Here is a 20,847-nt window from a genome sequence, read left to right as displayed (position 1 = left end):
AAATACGGTCACGATCAGGGAGGCGCTATGTCTAAAAAACTCACCGATAAACAAAAATCCCGTCTCTGGGAACAAAAGCGAAACGGCAACTTTCAGGCCAGCCTGCGCCTGGAGGGACGGGATATCCCGGTAATCGAGTTAACCACAGACGAAGCCGAGCAACGCCTTCAGGAACTCAGGGGGCACTATGAGCGATAAATTCGGTGACGGGCGTGACCCGTATCTGTATGCCGGTCTGGACGTGCTGAAAAACCGTCTTAATATCCGCCAGGCGCAGCGCCTGGACGCCGCGATGCTGGAGCTGATCGCGTTGCGCGCCGCCACGCTGCCACTGGGGCCGATCCCGCGCGGGTTGCCTCATCTGTGCGCGATCCACCGTCACCTGTTCCAGGACGTGTTCGACTGGGCAGGCGAGCTGCGTGAAGTGGATATTTACCAGGGCGATACCCGGTTTTGCCATTTCGGTTATATCGAAAAAGAGGGCAACGACCTGTTCCAGGATCTGGAAGATGAAGGGTATCTGGCGGGGCTGCCCGCGCAGGAATTTATCCAGCGGCTGGCGCATTACTATTGCGAAATCAACGTGCTGCATCCGTTCCGTCTCGGTTCAGGGCTGAGCCAGCGCATTTTCTTTGAGCAACTGGCGATCCATGCTGGATACAGCCTCGACTGGCGCGATATCGACCCGCAGTTCTGGCGCGAAGCGAACCAGGCCGGGGCGATGGGCGATCTGGAGCCGTTGATTGCCATCTTCAGCAAAGTGGTGAGTGAAGCCAGGGAAAGTGAGTAGAATAGCGCGGTTCATATTTTCGGAGCCGCCATGCTACTGCTGATTGATAACTACGATTCGTTCACCTGGAACCTGTACCAGTATTTCTGCGAACTCGGCGCGGAAGTAGTGGTTAAGCGCAATGATGAAATCAGCGTGGCTGACATCGCCACGCTCGCGCCGCAAAAAATCGTGATATCCCCCGGTCCCTGCACGCCCAACGAGGCAGGTATCTCGCTGGATGTGATACGGGATTACGCGGGCAAGCTGCCGATCCTGGGCGTCTGTCTTGGCCATCAGGCCATTGGCCAGGCGTTCGGCGCGCGGATTGTTCGCGCCCGCCAGGTCATGCACGGTAAGACCTCGGCAATCTCCCATAACGGTAGCGGCGTGTTTCATGGGCTGAATAACCCGCTCACCGTAACGCGCTACCACTCCCTGTTGATTGATCCCGCCACGCTGCCGGATGAGTTCGACGTCACGGCCTGGAGTGCCGGGGACGAAATTATGGGCATCCGCCATCGCGAGTGGGATCTGGAAGGGGTGCAGTTTCATCCGGAAAGTATTCTCAGTGAACAGGGCCACGCGCTGCTGAACAACTTTTTACGGCGCTGATTTTCTGTTGCCATCAACTGATTTTTTATGCATATTTTGTGATTATATTTTCAATCAAGATTTTGCATAAACGGATGGGCGTGAGATGGCTACAGAACAGACGGCAATTACCCGGGCGACTTTTGACGACGTTATTCTGCCAGTCTATGCACCGGCTGAGTTTATTCCGGTAAAAGGCAAGGGCAGCCGCGTATGGGATCAGCAGGGCAAAGAGTATGTTGATTTTGCCGGCGGGATTGCGGTTACGGCGCTGGGTCACTGTCATCCGGCACTGGTGGAAGCGTTGAAAACCCAGGGTGAAACCCTGTGGCACACCAGCAACGTCTTTACCAACGAGCCGGCGCTGCGTCTGGGCCGCAAGCTTATTGATGCCACCTTTGCCGAGCGCGTGCTGTTTATGAACTCGGGCACCGAAGCCAACGAGACCGCGTTCAAACTGGCACGCTATTACGCGTCCACCCGCCACAGCCCGTATAAAACCAAGATCATCGCCTTTCATAACGCATTCCATGGCCGCTCGCTGTTTACCGTGTCGGTCGGCGGGCAGCCGAAATATTCCGACGGCTTCGGACCGAAACCGGCGGACATTATCCATGTGCCGTTTAACGATCTGCATGCGGTGAAAGCGGTGATGGACGATCACACCTGTGCCGTCGTGGTAGAGCCGATTCAGGGTGAAGGTGGCGTGACGGCGGCGACCCCGGAATTCTTACAGGGGCTGCGCGATCTGTGCGACCAGCATCAGGCGCTGCTGGTATTTGATGAAGTGCAGTGCGGCATGGGCCGTACCGGAGATCTGTTCGCTTACATACATTACGGCGTGACGCCGGATATCCTCACCAGCGCCAAAGCGCTGGGCGGCGGTTTCCCGATTAGCGCGATGCTGACCACTCAGGATATCGCCTCGGCGTTCCATGTGGGCTCTCACGGCTCCACCTATGGCGGTAACCCGCTGGCCTGCGCGGTTGCCGGTGCGGCGTTTGATATCATCAATACGCCGGATGTACTGGCTGGCGTAAACCACAAGCGCGCGCGCTTCGTGCAGCATCTTGAGCAGATCGATGCGCAGTACGATGTGTTCAGCGATATTCGCGGTATGGGACTATTGATTGGCGCGGAGCTTAAACCGCAGTTTAAAGGCCGCGCCCGTGAATTCTTATACGCCGCGGCAGAGGCGGGCGTTATGGTGCTTAACGCCGGTCCGGATGTGATGCGTTTTGCCCCCTCGCTGGTGGTGGACGTGGCGGACATTGACGAAGGCATGACGCGCTTCGCGCAGGCCGTGGCGAAAGTCAGTCGTTAACCGCTTTTGGATTATTGAGTCGCCGGTTAAGCCAGATCCCATGATGCGGCCGCTGACGCCATGCTACTGATGAAATGGTATGCATGGTGTCGAGGTGGCCGAGTATCCGCTGCAGGTGCTGTTCCAGTACGCTTAACGGCCCCTGAGACATGGCTTCCGGCATATCCAGTATTACCGCGTCTTTGGTCTCACCCGGCTCGTCATATTCCAGCCGCTGCTGGCAGCGTTGCAGCGCAATTTCGCATGACTGCAAATAGCGCTGCGCCAGATCCGGCGTCAGCATAGTATGTTCCCGCGCCATGGTGGTCATGGCATTAATGTGCTCGACGATAAACTGGCTGTGCGTCACCCACAGTTTCATCTCTTCCAGATAGCGGGTATTAAATCCCGGCTCCTGCATGGCCTGATTCAGCGAGTTGTAGAGGGCATTGTGCGCCTGATTCACCAGCATGCGCTGCCACGCCAGCGGCGTCGGCTGTGGGTCGTCGCTGAGAATTAAGCGTATCGCTTTCTGGTCGGCCTCCAGCGCATCGTGGGCGTTTTTACGCAGCAGGCCGCTTTGCCACTGGGGCCATAGCCAGACCATGCCGCCAAAGGCAATCAGGCAGCCTATCAGCGTATCGATAAGCCTCGGCAGAATATATTGCTCGCCGCTCAGGGAGAGCAACTGAAGGCTGTATACCGCGGTAACGGTAAAGCCGATGGTGGCCCAGCCGTAATTTTTGCGGATGATGAGATAACTCACGATGGTGATGACCAGCATCGCCAGCAGGGTATAACCGTCGGCAACGTGATAGTGCAGGGTGATCCCGGCAATAATCAGCCCCGCCATGGTACCGCCCGCACGGTGGAGAATGCGCACCCGCGTGGCACCGTAGCCGTTCTGGGTTACGAACATCACGGTCATTAAAATCCAGTAGGGTTTCGGCAGATGCAGGGCGCTGCCCACCAGGCTGGCGATACTCAGCATTACGGCAATACGCGCAGAACTGCGCAGCGCGGTGGACTTCAGCGACAGATAGCTTTTTAACGCGCGCAGCACTGGCAGGCGGCGCTGTTTGTCTTCCATCAGATCCCGCGAATAGAGCGGGCGCTGGGATTTTAATACCCTGGCGATACGGCTGAAGTGGTATTCGCAGAACTGGCCTACCGGGTTATCCGGGTGCTGGCGGGCGATTTTCTCCAGCGCGCCGATCTGTTTATCCATTTCGAAGCGTTTGGGATAGCGGTGATACAGAATGTCGTCGGCGCGCTCGCGCAGACGAGCCGCCACGGTTTGGGCATTCCAGCGGATCACCGCTTCGGCATGAGTTTCATGCACCAGTTTCTGCACTTCTTCAGGCTGGTGCAGGCTCACCGAAATATGTTCCTGTAAATCGAGCGCGATCTGGAAGGTGCGCAGCAGGCGCTTATAGCCGTGATGGTTACCGGTCGACAGCATATGCAGTTGCTGGTAGCACTGGGTAATCAGGTCGACGGTTTTTTGCTGGCGCGCCAGCAGCGGCGGCAGCGCGTTTTGCGGATCGGTATGCTGAGTCAACAGGCTGTATTTGGCTTCGCAATACTCCGCTAACTGGCGGTACAGCAGGCTCAGGGTTTCGCGCAGCGGCTGCTCGCGCCACAGCCAGAACCAAAACCAGTTGAACAGCCCGTACCACAGCGTGCCCAGGGCATACAGCAGTAGCGGTTCCCATATCGGCATATAGCCTGCCAGGCTGAGCGTGAAGATTGCCGCGATGAGCGAGGCCGGGAGCAGGCGCGCATGTAACGGACTGATTTCCGCGGTTACGCCCAGGAGCAGTGCCAGCCCGGAGAGCGCCAGCGGCAGCGGCACGGCGTTAAGCAGCAGTAATTGCATCGCCAGGCTGCTGAGCGCAAATAGCGAACCGCCGATAATCAGTCGTTTAAAGAAGCGTTTGTGTGGGGTATCCAGACCCGCGATATTGCAGCAGGCGGGAACGAGAGAGAACAGCAGGCCCTGTTGCAGATGGCCCAGAATCAGACCCACCGCCACAGGCAGACACAGCACCAGAGTTTGACGAAGTGCGTAGTTGATTTCCGGATGGTAGATCAGGCGTCGCCACATGGGTGAGGTCGGATGAAACGGCGTGTCGCCACGCCGTCTCGTAGGGTTTAGCGGGTACCGTAAACCACAATGGTTTTACCGTGGGCGGAGATCAGGTTCTGATCTTCGAGCATCTTCAGAATGCGGCCAACGGTTTCGCGGGAGCAGCCGACGATCTGGCCAATCTCCTGACGGGTGATCTTGATCTGCATACCATCCGGGTGGGTCATGGCGTCCGGCTGTTTCGCCAGATTCAGCAGCGTTTGTGCGATACGGCCAGTCACATCAAGGAAGGCGAGGTTACCCACTTTCTCTGACGTTACCTGCAGACGGCGCGCCATCTGCGAAGAAAGACGCATCAGGATGTCAGGGTTAACCTGAATCAACTGACGGAATTTTTTGTAAGAGATTTCTGCCACTTCACACGCCGTTTTGGCGCGAACCCAGGCACTGCGTTCCTGACCTTCTTCGAACAATCCCAGTTCGCCGATGAAATCGCCCTGATTCAGATAAGAGAGGATCATTTCCTTGCCCTCTTCATCTTTAATCAGCACTGCCACGGAGCCTTTAACGATGTAATACAACGTTTCCGCCTTTTCACCCTGGTGAATCAGCGTGCTCTTCGATGGGTACTTATGAATATGGCAATGAGACAAGAACCATTCGAGAGTCGGGTCTGTTTGCGGTTTGCCAAGCACCATGCGCGGTTATCCTCTGTTTTAAGCTGACTCCAGAGAGCGACAATAATAACCCTCTGGGTTTTTGCAATCGTCTCTTCTCCTGGCCGGAGAAGGGGCCTTTAACGTCCTGTGGCCTGTAATAGGTGTGGTCGTATGCACACATGCATTACATCAATGTATCGCTGTAGCATCCGACTGTTTTAGCATAGCTTTACGTGAGTGTCTCCTATTGTCTCGTTTCAGCTTGACGTGGCTCTCATCCGTTGCGCGTTTTGTTACAGCCGCGTAATCTGTCAGTAATTTTGAAACACTGGAGTAACCAAAATGCAGGCAAGAGTGAAGTGGGTTGAAGGGTTAACTTTTCTCGGTGAGTCCGCTTCCGGACACCAGGTTTTAATGGACGGTAACTCCGGCGACAAAGCACCCAGCCCGATGGAAATGGTGTTGATGGCGGCGGGCGGTTGCAGCGCCATTGACGTGGTGTCGATCCTTCAGAAAGGACGTCATGACATTACCGACTGCGAAGTGAAGTTGACCTCGGAACGCCGTGAAGAGGCACCGCGCTACTTTACCCATATCAATCTGCATTTCATCGTGACCGGTAAGGCATTGAAAGACGCGGCGGTATCCCGTGCGGTGGATCTCTCCGCAGAGAAATATTGTTCAGTGGCGTTGATGCTGGAGAAGGCGGTCAGCGTCACCCATTCCTACGAAGTCGTTGAAGGCTAAAGACTCTTTGTTAAGGCGGCGTTGCCGCCTTAAATTTTTCGCCCTTCCATGATTCTTTTCACCAGCGGCAGCATAATCAGCTCCATCGCCAGCCCCATCTTCCCGCCTGGCACCACTAATGTATTGATGTGGGAAATGAATGAACCCTGCAACATGGCCAGCAGCCAGGGGAAATCGATCCCTTCAAGATTCCTGAAGTGAATCACCACCAGACTCTCATCCAGCGACGGGATGGCTTTGGCGGCAAACGGGTTTGAGGTGTCCACGGTAGGCACGCGCTGGAAATTAATGTGGGTGCGGGAGAACTGCGGCGTGATGAAGTTAATGTAGTCCTCCATTGAGCGCACCACCGAATCCATCACCGCTTCCCGGGAGTGCCCGCGTTCGCTGGTGTCGCGGATCAGCTTCTGGATCCACTCCAGGTTGACGATTGGCACCACGCCTACCAGCAAATCCACATGGCGCGCCACATCGTGATGCGGGGTGACTACGCCGCCGTGTAGCCCTTCGTAAAACAGCACGTCGGTCGGTTCGGGCAGCGGTTGCCAGGGCGTAAAGGTACCCGGCACCTGATTCCACGGCACGGCTTCGTCATAGGTATGCAGATATTTACGCGATTGCCCGGTGCCGGTTTGGCCGTACTGATGAAAGGTCTGCTCCAGCAGGCCAAAGTCGTTAGCCTCCGGCCCGAAATAGCTGATGTGTTTACCCACGTCGCGCGCTTTGCGGATCGCCATATCCATCTCCGGGCGGGTATAGCGATGAAAACTGTCCCCTTCTACTTCGGCGGCATGCAGGTTGAGCTGGGCGAATATCTTGCGAAAGGCGAGGCTGGTGGTGGTGGTTCCGGCCCCGCTGGAGCCGGTAACGGCGATGATCGGATGTTGGGCAGACATAGCGGAACAACTCCTTAGGGTAGCGACATGAAAATAAGACCCGTGCAAGGCGAATGAGTTCTGGCGGTCTGATAAGCCGCCAGTGGTTTTTATTGTTCAGCGAACGGATCAGCCCCGGAATTGGTCGCGCGGCATAATGTTGACCGTTTCATGCAGTTCCGACCACACCAGAACCGCGTCACCGCGTTCCAGTTGGTGCTTTACCTGCGAGACTTTATCGCTGAGCGAGCGTTCATGTTCACCATAATCGGTGCCTTCCCGCAAGACAAAAGCTTCGATGAGGTTTTCAAGCGTTTCCGGGTCGAGGGATTGCCAAGGAATAATCATGCTTTATCCAGATAAGGTGTGAGCCAGTCGGGAATGCGCGCTTCAAGCCACATTGTTGGGCGCAGTGTCGTACCGCCCACAAATCCCACGTGCCCGCCATATTCAGTCAGCTGATATTCGATATTGGCAGGCAGTTGGGCGATGTCCGGGATAACGTGGCTATCCATAAACGGGTCGTCCTGCGCATGAATGATAAGTGTAGGCTGGGTAATCGATGGCAGCAGCGGCATCGCGCTACAGCGGCGGTAATAATCGATCGCGTCGTTGAAGCCGTGGGCTTTTGAGGTGATTAAATCGTCGAATTCGCGCAGGCGGCGAATGCTTTTCAACTGGGTTAAATCCACCGGCAGCGTGCCCGGCCAGGCCAGCAGCTTGCGCGAGGCATTGGCCTTAAGCAGATTCAACAGGTAGTGCTGATAGACTCGCGAGAAGCCTTTTTCCATATGGTAGCAGCAGTGCTCCAGTACAAACGGCGCGGAAACAATCACCGTCGCGTTGACCGGTAGCTGCGGATACTTCGCCAGCATGCAGGCCAGCATATTGCCGCCGAGGGAAAAACCCACCGCCGCGGTGGGTTGTTCGCCAAACTGCTGAGCGATCCACTCCAGAAACCAGCGGCCATCTTCCGTTTCGCCGGAATGGTAAATCCGGTGCATGCGATTCGGCTCACCGCTGCATCCCCGAAAATGCATGACGACTCCCAGCCAGCCGCGGGCTTGCGCCGCCTGGATTAAACCGTGGGCGTAAGGGCTGTTCAGACTGCCTTCCAGACCGTGGAAAATCACCAGCCGGGGCTTATGGCGCGCCTTTTGAGGATCTTCACCCCAGGCCAGATCGACAAAATCGCCGTCCGGGGTATCGAGCCGCTGCCACACCGGGGTGAACTGAAGCCGCCGCCGCAGAATACGCGGCAGCATGGTTTGCAGGTGAGGATTGCGTGCCCCCGGCATAGGCCGAAAATGGCGCGACTTCTCTTGATTATCGGTTAAATCCGCAGGAGTAATTTCAGCCATAGCACAGGTTCATGTTTTATTTAGTGTTTATGATTCCTGAAGCAGTTGCTCTAACTGCTCCTGAGCGTCCAGCCATTCCATTTCGCAATTTTCCAGGTCGGCTTTGGTTTTTGCCTGGCGTTGCAGGCACTCCGTTAAGTCGGCCTTGCGGCTTTGATCGTACAGCGCGCTGTCGCCAAGCTGCTCTTCTACGTCCGCCAGCTGCTGCTGGAGTTTTTCCATCAGCTTTTCGAGACGCATAATCTCTTTACGCAGCGGTTGCGTCAGGGTGCGCAGCTCCGCCTCGCGGCGTTTCTGATCTTTACGCGACTGGGCGCTGTTGGCGTTCTCTTTCGCCGCCTCCGCCGGCTGGCTCTCCTGCTTTTGCAGGTCGCTCAGCCACTTCTGATAATCTTCCAGATCGCCGTCAAAGGCTTCTACTTTGCCGTCGTGCACCAGATATAAATCATCAGTGGTGGAACGCAGTAAATGACGGTCGTGCGAGACCACCACCAGCGCACCTTCAAATTCAATTAGCGCATCGGTGAGCGCCTGGCGCATATCCAGATCGAGGTGGTTAGTCGGTTCATCGAGCAGCAGCAGGTTAGGGCGCTGCCAGACAATCAGCGCCAGCACCAGCCGCGCTTTTTCGCCGCCGGAGAAGCGTTCAGTGTTCTCGCTGACCTTATCACCCTGGAAGCCGAAACCGCCGAGATAATCGCGCAGCTGCTGTTCCAGTTCACGCGGCGCAATACGCGCCAGGTGCTGGAGCGGCGACTCATCGGCGCGCAAAAATTCCAGCTGATGCTGGGCGAAATAGCCGAGCTTGATGCCCTTCGCCAGGCCAATCTCACCCTGCATTGGGGCCAGTTCGCCCGCCAGCAGTTTAATCAGCGTCGATTTACCCGCGCCGTTACGGCCCAGCAACCCGATGCGCGAGCCCGGCACCAGGTTGAGCTTGATGGAGTCGAGAATCGTTTTATCGCCATAGCCCGCGCTGACTTTTTCCATCTTCAACAGCGGATTGGGCAGGCTTTCCGGGGCGCGAAAACTGAAGTGGAACGGATTATCGACGTGCGCGGGCAGAATCAGCTCCATGCGCTCGAGCATTTTGATACGGCTCTGGGCCTGCTTCGCTTTCGAAGCTTTGGCTTTAAATCGGTCGATAAAGCTTTGCAGGTGCGCCACGCGCTGCTGCTGGCTTTCATACATCGACTGCTGCTGCGCGAGACGCGTGGCGCGCTGGCGTTCGAACGAGCTGTAGTTGCCGGTGTATTCGAACATCGTCTGCTGTTCGATATGAATAATTTTATCCACCACCGGATCGAGAAAGTCACGGTCGTGGGAGATCAAAATCAGCGTTCCCTGATAGCTTTTCAGCCATTTTTCCAGCCAGATAACCGCATCTAAATCGAGGTGGTTGGTCGGTTCATCGAGCAGCAGCAAGTCGGAGCGGCAAATCAGCGCCTGCGCCAGGTTAAGGCGCATCCGCCATCCACCGGAGAAATCGCTGACCGGGCGGTCGAGCTGCTCGTTGCTGAAACCTAAGCCGTGCAGCAGGCTGGCGGCGCGGGAACGAATGGTCCAGGCATTGATGGCGTCGAGCTTGCCGTGCGCGGTGGCAATGGCGTGACCGTCGTTGCGGACGTTGGCGTCGTTAAGCTCGCGCTCAAACTGGCGGTATTCGCGATCGCCATCGATCACGTATTCCATGGCCGGAACGGCGAGGGCAGGGGTTTCCTGATTCACCCAGGCTAACTGCCAGTTGCCCGGAAAGGTATAGCTCCCCCCGTCGGCGGTGATTTCGCTTTTCAGCAGCGATAGCAGGGTAGATTTACCGCAGCCGTTTTTACCCACCAGGCCCACTTTTTGGCCAGGGTTGATGGTAGCGGTCGCGTTATCCAGCAGTACGCGTGTGCCGCGACGAATTTGCAACGAGGAGAATACAATCATAGAGCGCCGTATGTTCTGACTATGTTAATTTGTCATTATGATAATGTAAGGTGTGGGCGATTCGCCGCACCGGGCCGCAATGGTAGCCCAAAAAGAAGACGATACACAAAATCATTCTGGCTGCGCCATTGCGGCAAGAAGATTGGCGGCGCAGGCAGTTGCGTGCCCGTCGGGAAGAGAAAAGTTTTACGCCCGGGAGGGGAATGATGTCAGACACAGCGAAAGTGTTGCTGCTGTATGCCCATCCGGAATCCCAGGACTCGGTGGCAAACCGGGTTCTGCTTAAGCCGGCTTCGCAACTTGCAAATGTTACCGTGCACGATCTCTATGCACACTATCCAGACTTTTTTATTGATATCCCGCGTGAACAGGAATTGCTGTTGGCGCACGACGTCATTGTGTTTCAACACCCGCTTTATACCTACAGCTGCCCGGCGTTGCTCAAAGAGTGGCTCGACCGGGTGCTCAGCCGCGGCTTTGCCAGCGGACCGGGAGGGAATCAGCTCGCGGGAAAGTACTGGCGTAGCGTCATCACCACCGGCGAGCCGGAAGGCGCTTATCGCGGTGATGGTTTTAATCGCTACTCTCTCAGTGAAATTCTTCGTCCCTTCGAACTGACGGCGGCCATGTGCCATATGCAGTGGCTTTCGCCAATGATCGTCTACTGGGCACGTCGCCAGGCGCTGGCAGAATTAGAAAATCACGCCAAAGCCTATGGCGAATGGCTGGCGTCACCGCGTATTCCGGGAGGTCGATAATGGAAGGCGCGGATATGTTGTTAGCGGGCGTGCTGTTTTTATTCGCGGCGGTGGTCGCGGTGCCGCTGGCGGCGCGTTTAGGCATTGGCGCGGTGCTGGGCTACTTGCTGGCGGGGATTGCTATCGGCCCGTGGGGGTTAGGTTTTATCAGCGACGTTGATGAGATCCTGCATTTCTCTGAGCTGGGCGTGGTATTCCTGATGTTTATCATCGGGCTGGAGCTGAACCCGGCGAAACTGTGGCAACTGCGGCGTTCAATTTTCGGCGTGGGGGCAGCGCAGGTACTGCTTAGCGCGGGGATCCTGGCGGTGTTGCTGATGCTCACTAACTTCTCCTGGCAGGCGGCGATTGTCGGTGGGATTGGCCTGGCGATGTCTTCTACCGCGATGGCGCTGCAACTCATGCGTGAAAAAGGCATGAACCGCAGCGAGTCCGGGCAATTGGGCTTTTCAGTGCTGCTGTTTCAGGATCTGGCGGTGATCCCGGCGCTGGCGCTGGTGCCGCTGCTGGCGGGCAATGCCGATGAGCATCTCGACTGGACTAAAGTTGGTCTCAAGGTGCTGGCGTTCGCCGGGATGTTGATTGGTGGCCGTTATCTGCTGCGCCCGGTGTTTCGCTTCATCGCCAGTTCCGGGGTGCGCGAGGTGTTTACTGCCGCGACCCTGTTACTGGTGCTGGGCTCGGCGCTGTTTATGGATGCGTTAGGCCTGTCGATGGCGCTGGGGACGTTTATCGCCGGGATCCTGCTGGCGGAAAGCGAATATCGCCATGAGCTGGAAATCGCCATCGATCCCTTTAAGGGACTCTTGTTGGGGCTGTTCTTTATCTCTGTCGGCATGGCGCTCAATCTGGGGGTGTTGTACACCCATATCCTGCTGGTGGTGGCGGGCGTCGCTATTCTGGTGGCGGTGAAAATGGCGGTGCTGTACGGCCTTGCCCATATCTACGGGTTGCGTAATTCGGAGCGGCTGCAATTTTCCGGCGTACTCAGCCAGGGCGGCGAATTTGCGTTTGTGCTGTTTTCAACGGCTTCATCGCAGCGGCTGTTTCAGGGGGATCAGATGGCGCTGCTGCTGGTTACCGTGACGCTGTCGATGATGACCACGCCGCTATTAATGAAGCGCATTGATAAGCATCTGGCGCGCCGGTTCAATGAGCCAGAAGATGGCGATGAGCAACCCTGGGTTGAAGATGATAAGCCGCAGGTGATTGTGGTGGGCTTTGGGCGCTTCGGTCAGGTGATTGGGCGCTTACTGATGGCGAATAAGATGCGTATTACGGTGCTGGAGCGCGATATTAGCAGCGTCAATCTGATGCGCAAATACGGTTACAAGGTTTACTACGGGGATGCGACACAACTCGAGCTTTTGCGTTCTGCCGGGGCGGAACAAGCAAAATCCATTGTCATTACCAGTAATGAGCCGGAAGATACCCTAAAGATTGTGCACCTTTGCCAACAGCATTTTCCTCATCTGGCGATTTTAGCCCGTGCGCGGGGGCGCGTTGAGGCCCATGAGCTGCTGCAGGCAGGCGTTACGCAATTTTCCCGTGAGACGTTTTCCAGCGCGCTTGAACTTGGCCGCAAAGCGTTAATATCGGTGGGACTGCATCCCCATCAGGCCCAGCGCGCGCAGCTGCATTTTCGTCGGTTGGATATGCGTATGCTGCGGGAATTAATGCCCATCCATACCGATACCGCGCAGATATCCCGCGTGCGCGAAGCTCGCCGCGAACTGGAAGAGATCTTCCAGCGTGAAATGCAGCAGGAGCGACGGCAGTTTGATGGTTGGGATGAATTTGAGTAATAACGAGGTACCGCAGTGCGTAAAAGATTTATAGCCGGGGCGGTTTGTCCGTCCTGCCAGGCGCAGGATTCGCTGGCGATGTGGCGCGAAAATAATGTCGATATTGTTGAATGCGTTAAGTGCGGCCATCAAATGCGTGAGGCGGATAAATCTGCCCAGTCGCATGTGCGCGAGCAAGAGCAAGTGATTGGGATTTTCCATCCCGACTAGCGCGATCGACCAGCTTTTTTTAAGCTTAGGGGTACACAGGCGTCGATTTCCGTTACAATCGGCGCCAGAAATTTTTCCACGCTCAGGAGATATCATGAAAGTAGCAAAAGACCTGGTGGTCAGCCTGGCCTATCAGGTACGTACAGAAGACGGTGTATTGGTGGATGAGTCTCCGGTGAGTGCACCGCTGGACTATCTTCATGGTCATGGCTCACTGATTTCCGGTCTGGAAAATGCGCTGGAAGGCCACGACGTCGGCGATAAATTCGACGTTGCTGTAGGTGCCAACGACGCTTACGGCCAGTATGACGAAAACCTGGTGCAGCGCGTACCCAAAGACGTATTCATGGGCGTTGACGAACTGCAGGTTGGCATGCGTTTCCTGGCTGAAACTGACCAGGGCCCGGTTCCGGTTGAAATCACTGAAGTGGAAGACGATCACGTTGTGGTCGACGGCAACCACATGCTGGCTGGACAGAATCTGAAATTCAACGTGGAAGTTGTGGCGATCCGCGAAGCGACCGAAGAAGAACTGGCTCATGGCCACGTTCACGGCGCGCATGGCCATGACCACGATCATGACCACGGTCACGACGGCTGCTGCGGCGGTCACGGCCATGACCACGGCCACGAGCACGGCAAAGGCGGTTGCGGCGGCAACGGCGGCTGCGGTTGCCACTAAGCGCGAAAACGAAAAAGGCAGCCTGGCTGCCTTTTTTATTGCTCTCAATAATGCGGTGGGGGCGTTTCTTCAGACTGCGACGCGACCATCGAAGGTTGTGTGGCCTTCAGCTTTTCCACTAATAACCTAAGATGCTCCCGCAGCTTAACCATCTCCAGCTCGTGGGCCGTTACCGTCTGGTTTAACTCTTCGATGGTAATTTCCTGAAATGCAAGACGACTTTCAAGCTCTGCCAGCCGTTGTTCGGTCGATTGATGCTGCATGACTAACCTCTCTGACAGCGTTTAAATAAGTTTTGGGATTTTACGCGAAAAAACAGGGTGTTTGCAGCGATGATTTACCGGAGATGAAACTTCTGCATACAAAAATAGTCTCATTTTGATCCTATAACGGGCCCGAAGATTGTGTAGATTTCTTCCTCGACGTTATAGTAAGCCTCTTTGCTGATATTAATCCGGGGTGAGAGGCCCCGGTTCTGGAGAAATGGATGAAATCACTGTTTAAAGTCACGCTGCTGGCGACCACTCTGGCCGTTGCTCTGAATGCACCTGCGTTTGCTGCTCCTGCGGCCGCGCCTGCTGCCTCTGCCGAGAGCAAATCAGCATTCCAAAATGATGACCAGAAATCAGCTTATGCGCTGGGTGCTTCGCTGGGTCGTTACATGGAAAACTCATTAAAAGAACAAGAAAAGCTGGGCATTAAATTAGATAAAGCACAGCTGATTGCCGGTGTTCAGGACGCATTTGCTGATAAGAGCAAACTTTCCGATCAGGAAATTGAGCAGACTCTCCAGGCGTTTGAAGCGCGTGTGAAAGCCTCAGCGCAAGAGAAGATGGAAAAAGACGCGAAAGAAAACGCCGATAAAGGCAAAGCCTACCGTGATACCTTCGCAAAAGAAAAAGGTGTGAAAACCTCCTCTACCGGCCTGCTGTACAAAGTAGAAAAAGCCGGTACTGGCGAAGCGCCTAAAGACAGCGACACCGTTGTGGTTAACTACAAAGGGACGCTGGTTGACGGTAAAGAGTTTGATAACTCATACACCCGTGGCGAGCCGCTCTCTTTCCGTCTTGACGGTGTGATCCCGGGCTGGACTGAAGGCCTTAAAAACATCAAGAAAGGCGGCAAAATTAAGCTGGTTATCCCACCAGAGCTGGCTTACGGTAAAAATGGCGTACCGGGCATTCCTGCCAACTCTACCCTGGTGTTTGACGTAGAGCTGCTGGACATCAAACCGGCTCCGAAAGCCGATGCCGCGCCGCAAGCAGATGAGAAAGCCGCTGCTGGCGACGACGCTAAGCAATAAGCAAGAGTGTGAAACCGCCGCCTGCCAGGCGGCGGTTTTTTATTTGCCGCAGGGAATTTGTCCGTTATGTTTCAGGCCCGGGCACAGGCAACCCGAAAGATGACGGGTATAATTAACACTGGAAAACACGTCTGACGCTGTATTACTTTATCTGTTTGCGTAACAACTGAGTGATGAGTCTGCCCTGACACCGAAATACGACAGGCTCTATGTATAGGGTGGTATTCTTTCATGTCCAATTCGCTTTTAACTAACGAGACCAGTGAACTTGATTTACTGGACCAACGTCCTTTTGATCAAACTGATTTCGATATTCTTAAATCCTATGAAGCGGTAGTGGACGGGTTAGCCATGCTAATTGGCTCACATTGCGAAATCGTGTTGCACTCTTTGCAGGACCTGAAATGCTCCGCCATCCGCATCGCGAACGGCGAACACACCGGGCGAAAAATTGGTTCGCCGATAACCGACCTGGCGCTGCGTATGCTGCATGATATGACCGGTGCCGACAGCAGCGTGTCGAAGTGCTATTTCACCCGCGCCAAAAGCGGCGTGCTGATGAAGTCTGTCACTATTGCTATCCGCAACCGCGATCAGCGGGTAATCGGCCTGTTGTGCATCAATATGAATCTCGACGTGCCGTTCTCGCAGATTATGAGCACCTTTGTGCCGCCGGAAACCCAGGATCAGGAAGTGCCGTCCTCGGTTAACTTCGCCTCCTCGGTGGAAGACCTGGTGATGCAAACGCTGGAATTCACCATTGAAGAGGTCAACGCGGATCGCAATGTCTCCAACAATGCCAAGAACCGCCAGATTGTGCTCAACCTCTATGAGAAAGGTATTTTCGATATTAAAGATGCCATCAACCAGGTCGCCGATCGATTGAACATCTCCAAACACACGGTTTATCTCTATATTCGCCAGTTCAAGAGCGGCGACTTTACCGGGCAAGAACGCTAATGCGATTTGCGCTTATGGTTACCGGCCCGGCGTATGGCACGCAGCAAGCCAGCAGCGCTTACCAATTCGCCAGAGCTGTCATTGACGAAGGGCATCGTGTGGAAAGCGTCTTCTTTTATCGGGAAGGCGTTTATAACGCCAATCAGCTGACGTCCCCTGCCAGCGATGAGTTTGATATGGTGCGCGCCTGGCAACGCTTAAGTGAAGAGCAGGGTGTGGCGCTGCACATTTGCGTCGCGGCGGCGTTACGACGCGGTATCACCGACGACGAACAGGCGCAGCAACTCAATTTGCCTGGCGCTAATCTACAGCCTGGATTTACGTTAAGCGGCCTTGGCGCACTGGCTGAAGCGGCGCTGACCAGCGATCGTATGGTGCAATTCTGATGAACCGTGTCGCGTTTGTTTTTTCTTCCGCTCCCCATGGTACCTCAGCAGGGCGTGAAGGGCTGGACGCGCTGTTGGCGACATCGGCGCTAAGCGATGAGTTGGGCGTTTTCTTTATTGGCGACGGCGTTTTTCAAATCCTGGCAGGCCAACAGCCCGGCGAGATCCTGGCGCGCGACTATATTGCCACTTTCAAACTGCTGGCACTCTACGATATTGAGAACTGCTGGCTATGCGCCGACTCGTTGCGCGAACGCGGGCTGGACCCGAACGCCAGCGAGTTTGTTGTGGAGGCAGAAGCGCTGGACAGTGTGCAACTGCGGGACACGCTTAGCCAGTACGATGTGATTTTACGTTTCTGAGGTTTCAATGCTGCATACCTTAACGCGTTCGCCATGGCAGATGGATTTCACGGGCTTCCTGCGGATGCTTGCGCCCGGCGATGATGTCTTGCTGATTCAGGATGGCGTGGCGGCCGGTATCGCAGGCACTTCCTTCCTTGAATTATTACAGCAGGCCTCCATATCCCTTTACGCGCTGGAAAATGACATTGTTGCGAGAGGTTTGAGTGGTCAAATTTCGACCGATATCGGCAGGGTTAGCTATAATGACTTCGTCAGATTGGCCATTACGCACCCTGGACAGATGAACTGGTAGCCCGAGATCGCTGTATATTTCTTGACTCCTTTTCGACAGAGCCATAAAATTCTGCGTCCTCATATTATATGAGGTCGATTTATTACGTGTTTACGAAGCAAAAGCTAAAACCAGGAGCTATTTAATGGCAACAGTTAACCAGCTGGTACGCAAACCACGCTCTCGCAAAGTTGCAAAAAGCAACGTGCCGGCGCTGGAAGCATGCCCGCAAAAACGTGGCGTATGTACTCGCGTATATACCACCACCCCGAAAAAACCGAACTCCGCTCTGCGTAAAGTGTGCCGTGTTCGTCTGACAAACGGTTTTGAAGTGACTTCCTACATCGGTGGTGAAGGTCACAACCTGCAGGAGCACTCCGTGATCCTGATCCGTGGCGGTCGTGTTAAAGACCTCCCGGGTGTTCGTTATCACACCGTTCGCGGTGCGCTTGACTGCTCCGGCGTTAAAGACCGTAAGCAAGCTCGCTCCAAGTACGGCGTGAAGCGTCCTAAGGCTTAATGGTTCTCCGTTAAGTAAGGCCAAACGTTTTATATTACTGTCAAACTAAACTCGTAGAGTTTTGGACAATCCTGAATTAACAACGGAGTATTTCCATGCCACGTCGTCGCGTCATTGGTCAGCGTAAAATTCTGCCGGATCCGAAGTTCGGATCAGAACTGCTGGCTAAATTTGTAAATATCCTGATGGTAGATGGTAAAAAATCTACTGCAGAAGCCATCGTATACAGTGCTCTTGAGACCCTGGCTCAACGCTCTGGTAAAAATGAACTGGAAGCTTTCGAAGTCGCTCTGGACAACGTTCGTCCGACTGTCGAAGTTAAGTCCCGCCGCGTTGGTGGTTCTACTTATCAGGTTCCAGTTGAAGTTCGTCCGGTCCGTCGTAATGCTCTGGCAATGCGTTGGATCGTTGAAGCTGCTCGTAAACGCGGTGATAAATCCATGGCTCTGCGCCTGGCGAACGAACTCACTGACGCTGCAGACAACAAAGGTACTGCAGTGAAGAAACGTGAAGACGTTCACCGTATGGCAGAAGCCAACAAGGCGTTCGCACACTACCGTTGGTAATCCCTTCGGAATGATAGTCACCAGGCGGGCGCTTCAGTTGGGTTGCCCGCACTGGTTAACTTAATCTGAACGCCTAATGCAATAAACGAGGAATCAAATGGCTCGTACAACACCCATTGCACGCTACCGTAACATCGGTATCAGTGCACACATCGACGCCGGTAAAACCACTACTACCGAACGTATTCTGTTCTACACCGGTGTAAACCATAAAATCGGTGAAGTTCATGACGGCGCCGCTACCATGGACTGGATGGAGCAGGAGCAGGAGCGTGGTATCACCATCACCTCCGCAGCGACTACTGCGTTCTGGTCTGGTATGGCTAAGCAGTATGAACCGCATCGCGTAAACATCATCGACACCCCGGGCCACGTTGACTTCACTATCGAAGTAGAACGTTCCATGCGTGTGCTTGACGGTGCGGTAATGGTTTACTGCGCAGTTGGTGGTGTTCAGCCGCAGTCTGAAACCGTATGGCGTCAGGCAAACAAATATAAAGTTCCGCGTATCGCGTTCGTTAACAAAATGGACCGTATGGGTGCGAACTTCCTGAAAGTTGTTGGTCAGATCAAATCCCGTCTGGGCGCGAACCCGGTTCCGCTGCAGCTGGCGATTGGTGCTGAAGAAGGTTTCACCGGTGTTGTTGACCTGGTGAAAATGAAAGCCATCAACTGGAACGATGCAGATCAGGGCGTGACCTTCGAATACGAAGATATCCCGGCTGATATGCAGGACCTGGCTGAAGAATGGCACCAGAATCTGATCGAATCTGCTGCTGAAGCTTCTGAAGAGCTGATGGAAAAATACCTGGGCGGCGAAGAGCTGACCGAGGAAGAAATCAAGAAAGCTCTGCGTCAGCGCGTTCTGAACAACGAAATCATCCTGGTAACCTGTGGTTCTGCATTTAAGAACAAAGGTGTTCAGGCAATGCTGGATGCGGTAATCGATTACCTGCCGGCACCGACTGACGTACCTGCGATCAACGGTATGCTGGATGACGGTAAAGATACTCCGGCTGAGCGTCACGCTAGCGATGACGAGCCGTTCTCTGCACTGGCGTTCAAAATCGCGACCGACCCGTTCGTAGGTAACCTGACGTTCTTCCGCGTGTACTCTGGCGTGGTTAACTCTGGTGATACCGTACTGAACTCCGTGAAAGCCGCTCGTGAGCGTTTTGGCCGTATCGTACAGATGCACGCTAACAAACGTGAAGAGATCAAAGAAGTTCGCGCAGGCGACATCGCGGCTGCTATCGGTCTGAAAGACGTGACTACGGGTGATACTCTGTGTGATCCGAACTCGCCGATCATTCTGGAGCGTATGGAATTCCCTGAGCCGGTAATCTCCATCGCCGTAGAACCGAAAACCAAAGCTGACCAGGAAAAAATGGGTCTGGCTCTGGGCCGTCTGGCTAAAGAAGACCCGTCATTCCGCGTATGGACTGATGAAGAATCTAACCAGACCATCATCGCGGGTATGGGCGAACTGCACCTGGACATCATCGTTGACCGTATGAAGCGCGAGTTCAACGTTGAAGCTAACGTGGGTAAACCTCAGGTTGCTTACCGCGAAGCGATTCGCGCGAAAGTTACCGATATTGAAGGTAAACACGCTAAGCAGTCTGGTGGTCGTGGTCAGTACGGTCATGTTGTTATCGACATGTACCCGCTGGAGCCGGGCTCGAATCCGAAAGGTTACGAGTTCGTCAACGACATCAAAGGTGGTGTAATTCCTGGCGAATACATCCCTGCCGTTGATAAAGGTATCCAGGAGCAGTTGAAGTCTGGTCCGCTGGCGGGTTACCCGGTAGTAGACATGGGTATTCGTCTGCACTTCGGTTCTTACCATGACGTTGACTCCTCTGAACTGGCGTTTAAACTGGCCGCTTCTATCGCCTTTAAAGAAGGCTTTAAGAAAGCGAAACCTGTTCTGCTTGAGCCGATCATGAAGGTTGAAGTAGAAACTCCGGAAGAGAACACCGGTGACGTTATCGGTGACTTGAGCCGTCGTCGTGGTATGCTGCGCGGTCAGGAATCTGACGTTACTGGCGTTAAGATCCACGCTGAAGTTCCGCTGTCTGAAATGTTTGGATATGCAACTCAGCTGCGTTCTCTGACCAAAGGTCGTGCATCTTATACTATGGAATTCCTGAAGTATGATGATGCGCCGAACAACGTTGCTCAGGCCGTAATTGAAGCTCGTGGCAAATAAGCCCCGGGGTTAAAACTAATGTCCCGTGCTCTCTCCTGTTGGGGAGAGCACTATAGTAAGGAATATAGCCGTGTCTAAAGAAAAATTTGAACGTACAAAACCGCACGTCAACGTTGGTACTATCGGCCACGTTGACCACGGTAAAACTACCCTGACTGCTGCCATCACTACCGTTCTGGCTAAAACCTACGGTGGTTCTGCTCGTGCATTCGATCAGATCGATAACGCGCCGGAAGAAAAAGCTCGTGGTATCACCATCAACACTTCTCACGTTGAATACGACACCCCGACTCGCCACTACGCGCACGTTGACTGCCCGGGCCACGCCGACTACGTGAAAAACATGATCACCGGTGCTGCCCAGATGGACGGCGCGATCCTGGTTGTTGCTGCGACTGACGGCCCGATGCCGCAGACCCGTGAGCACATCCTGCTGGGTCGTCAGGTAGGCGTTCCGTACATCATCGTGTTCCTGAACAA

The 20,847-nt window shown here is 54.6% G+C and carries 25 protein-coding genes; 18 read left to right on the top strand and 7 right to left on the bottom strand.

Features of this window, described 5'->3' with window-relative positions; genetic code table 11:
* The first annotated feature begins 27 nt into the window (after positions 1–27).
* The 4 genes from FND52_RS14965 to argD all read left to right on the top strand — a co-directional run bounded on the left by FND52_RS14965 (position 28) and on the right by argD (position 2,687).
* Positions 28–198, top strand: coding sequence for a YhfG family protein (locus tag FND52_RS14965; RefSeq protein ID WP_125292535.1), 171 nt, complete (start codon positions 28–30; stop codon positions 196–198).
* Positions 188–790, top strand: a complete 603-nt coding sequence (locus FND52_RS14960; RefSeq protein ID WP_144131605.1) for a putative adenosine monophosphate-protein transferase Fic — start codon at positions 188–190, stop codon at positions 788–790. The genes FND52_RS14965 and FND52_RS14960 overlap by 11 nt, the downstream gene beginning before the upstream one ends.
* A 30-nt stretch (positions 791–820) precedes the next feature.
* Positions 821–1,384: an aminodeoxychorismate synthase component 2 gene (gene pabA / locus FND52_RS14955; RefSeq protein ID WP_125292533.1), complete on the top strand. Its 564-nt coding sequence runs from the start codon at positions 821–823 to the stop codon at positions 1,382–1,384.
* A gap of 85 nt (positions 1,385–1,469) precedes the next feature.
* On the top strand, positions 1,470–2,687 hold the full coding sequence (gene argD, locus FND52_RS14950; protein ID WP_144131603.1) for a bifunctional acetylornithine/succinyldiaminopimelate transaminase: 1,218 nt from the start codon (positions 1,470–1,472) through the stop codon (positions 2,685–2,687).
* Here argD and FND52_RS14945 read toward each other — a convergent pair.
* Together FND52_RS14945 and crp are read right to left on the bottom strand one after the other, a co-directional pair.
* Complete coding sequence (locus FND52_RS14945; protein ID WP_144131601.1) at positions 2,677–4,773, bottom strand: YccS/YhfK family putative transporter; 2,097 nt, start codon at positions 4,771–4,773, stop codon at positions 2,677–2,679. The genes argD and FND52_RS14945 overlap by 11 nt on opposite strands.
* A gap of 47 nt (positions 4,774–4,820) precedes the next feature.
* Positions 4,821–5,453 carry a cAMP-activated global transcriptional regulator CRP gene (crp, locus tag FND52_RS14940; protein WP_000242758.1) on the bottom strand — a complete coding sequence of 211 codons (633 nt, stop codon included), beginning with the start codon at positions 5,451–5,453 and terminating at the stop codon, positions 4,821–4,823.
* 303 nt (positions 5,454–5,756) lie between these two features.
* Here crp and FND52_RS14935 point away from each other — a divergent pair, with 303 nt between their 5' ends.
* Positions 5,757–6,161, top strand: a complete 405-nt coding sequence (locus FND52_RS14935; RefSeq protein ID WP_125292528.1) for an OsmC family protein — start codon at positions 5,757–5,759, stop codon at positions 6,159–6,161.
* Between the two features lie 29 nt (positions 6,162–6,190).
* Here the strand turns inward: FND52_RS14935 and FND52_RS14930 are convergent, their stop codons facing one another.
* The 4 genes from FND52_RS14930 to FND52_RS14915 form a co-directional block, all read right to left on the bottom strand.
* The gene (locus tag FND52_RS14930; protein WP_125292527.1) at positions 6,191–7,057 is read right to left on the bottom strand and encodes a phosphoribulokinase; all 867 of its coding nucleotides are present in this window, start codon (positions 7,055–7,057) and stop codon (positions 6,191–6,193) included.
* Between the two features lie 108 nt (positions 7,058–7,165).
* Positions 7,166–7,384: a YheU family protein gene (locus FND52_RS14925; protein WP_125292526.1), complete on the bottom strand. Its 219-nt coding sequence runs from the start codon at positions 7,382–7,384 to the stop codon at positions 7,166–7,168.
* Positions 7,381–8,397, bottom strand: a complete 1,017-nt coding sequence (locus FND52_RS14920) for a hydrolase (RefSeq protein WP_144131599.1) — start codon at positions 8,395–8,397, stop codon at positions 7,381–7,383. Before FND52_RS14920 ends, FND52_RS14925 begins: the two co-directional genes overlap by 4 nt.
* Before the next feature lie 27 nt (positions 8,398–8,424).
* Positions 8,425–10,329 carry an ABC transporter ATP-binding protein gene (locus FND52_RS14915; RefSeq protein ID WP_144131597.1) on the bottom strand — a complete coding sequence of 635 codons (1,905 nt, stop codon included), beginning with the start codon at positions 10,327–10,329 and terminating at the stop codon, positions 8,425–8,427.
* 206 nt (positions 10,330–10,535) lie between these two features.
* Between FND52_RS14915 and kefG the strand changes: the two genes are divergently transcribed.
* The 4 genes from kefG to slyD all read left to right on the top strand — a co-directional run bounded on the left by kefG (position 10,536) and on the right by slyD (position 13,784).
* Positions 10,536–11,087, top strand: a complete 552-nt coding sequence (kefG, locus tag FND52_RS14910; protein WP_144132032.1) for a glutathione-regulated potassium-efflux system ancillary protein KefG — start codon at positions 10,536–10,538, stop codon at positions 11,085–11,087.
* Positions 11,087–12,892 (top strand): glutathione-regulated potassium-efflux system protein KefB, encoded by a 1,806-nt coding sequence (gene kefB, locus FND52_RS14905; RefSeq protein WP_125292522.1) that lies wholly within the window; start codon positions 11,087–11,089, stop codon positions 12,890–12,892. Before kefG ends, kefB begins: the two co-directional genes overlap by 1 nt.
* Before the next feature lie 15 nt (positions 12,893–12,907).
* The gene (locus FND52_RS14900; RefSeq protein ID WP_125292521.1) at positions 12,908–13,102 is read left to right on the top strand and encodes a YheV family putative zinc ribbon protein; all 195 of its coding nucleotides are present in this window, start codon (positions 12,908–12,910) and stop codon (positions 13,100–13,102) included.
* A 94-nt stretch (positions 13,103–13,196) separates the two neighbouring features.
* Complete coding sequence (gene slyD, locus FND52_RS14895; RefSeq protein WP_144131595.1) at positions 13,197–13,784, top strand: peptidylprolyl isomerase; 588 nt, start codon at positions 13,197–13,199, stop codon at positions 13,782–13,784.
* A 44-nt stretch (positions 13,785–13,828) separates the two neighbouring features.
* Here the strand turns inward: slyD and FND52_RS14890 are convergent, their stop codons facing one another.
* Positions 13,829–14,047 carry a protein SlyX gene (locus FND52_RS14890; RefSeq protein WP_125292519.1) on the bottom strand — a complete coding sequence of 73 codons (219 nt, stop codon included), beginning with the start codon at positions 14,045–14,047 and terminating at the stop codon, positions 13,829–13,831.
* A 224-nt stretch (positions 14,048–14,271) separates the two neighbouring features.
* On the opposite strand from FND52_RS14890, the gene fkpA reads away from it, so the two are divergent.
* The 9 genes from fkpA to FND52_RS14845 form a co-directional block, all read left to right on the top strand.
* Entirely contained in the window at positions 14,272–15,087 is an 816-nt protein-coding gene (gene fkpA / locus FND52_RS14885; RefSeq protein WP_125292518.1) for an FKBP-type peptidyl-prolyl cis-trans isomerase, read from the top strand.
* Between the two features lie 231 nt (positions 15,088–15,318).
* Positions 15,319–16,047, top strand: coding sequence for a helix-turn-helix transcriptional regulator (locus FND52_RS14880; protein ID WP_125292517.1), 729 nt, complete (start codon positions 15,319–15,321; stop codon positions 16,045–16,047).
* A complete protein-coding gene (tusD, locus tag FND52_RS14875) occupies positions 16,047–16,433 on the top strand; it encodes a sulfurtransferase complex subunit TusD (RefSeq protein ID WP_144131593.1) in 387 nt (128 codons plus the stop codon). The genes FND52_RS14880 and tusD overlap by 1 nt, the downstream gene beginning before the upstream one ends.
* Positions 16,433–16,795 (top strand): sulfurtransferase complex subunit TusC, encoded by a 363-nt coding sequence (tusC, locus tag FND52_RS14870; protein WP_144131591.1) that lies wholly within the window; start codon positions 16,433–16,435, stop codon positions 16,793–16,795. Before tusD ends, tusC begins: the two co-directional genes overlap by 1 nt.
* 7 nt (positions 16,796–16,802) lie before the next feature.
* Positions 16,803–17,090 carry a sulfurtransferase complex subunit TusB gene (gene tusB, locus FND52_RS14865; protein WP_144131589.1) on the top strand — a complete coding sequence of 96 codons (288 nt, stop codon included), beginning with the start codon at positions 16,803–16,805 and terminating at the stop codon, positions 17,088–17,090.
* Between the two features lie 124 nt (positions 17,091–17,214).
* On the top strand, positions 17,215–17,589 hold the full coding sequence (rpsL, locus tag FND52_RS14860; protein WP_002436309.1) for a 30S ribosomal protein S12: 375 nt from the start codon (positions 17,215–17,217) through the stop codon (positions 17,587–17,589).
* A 95-nt stretch (positions 17,590–17,684) separates the two neighbouring features.
* On the top strand, positions 17,685–18,155 hold the full coding sequence (rpsG, locus tag FND52_RS14855) for a 30S ribosomal protein S7 (RefSeq protein WP_008807044.1): 471 nt from the start codon (positions 17,685–17,687) through the stop codon (positions 18,153–18,155).
* Between the two features lie 97 nt (positions 18,156–18,252).
* On the top strand, positions 18,253–20,367 hold the full coding sequence (gene fusA / locus FND52_RS14850; RefSeq protein WP_125292513.1) for an elongation factor G: 2,115 nt from the start codon (positions 18,253–18,255) through the stop codon (positions 20,365–20,367).
* A 70-nt stretch (positions 20,368–20,437) separates the two neighbouring features.
* On the top strand, positions 20,438–20,847 hold a 410-nt coding region (locus tag FND52_RS14845; RefSeq protein ID WP_004159035.1), incomplete at its 3' end, for a GTP-binding protein.

Origin of the sequence: Atlantibacter subterraneus, from assembly GCF_007570865.1 — a bacterium.
Classification (GTDB): domain Bacteria; phylum Pseudomonadota; class Gammaproteobacteria; order Enterobacterales; family Enterobacteriaceae; genus Atlantibacter; species Atlantibacter subterraneus.
Note: the sequence above shows the minus strand (reverse complement) of the source record. Positions and strands in the feature narration are given on the sequence as shown.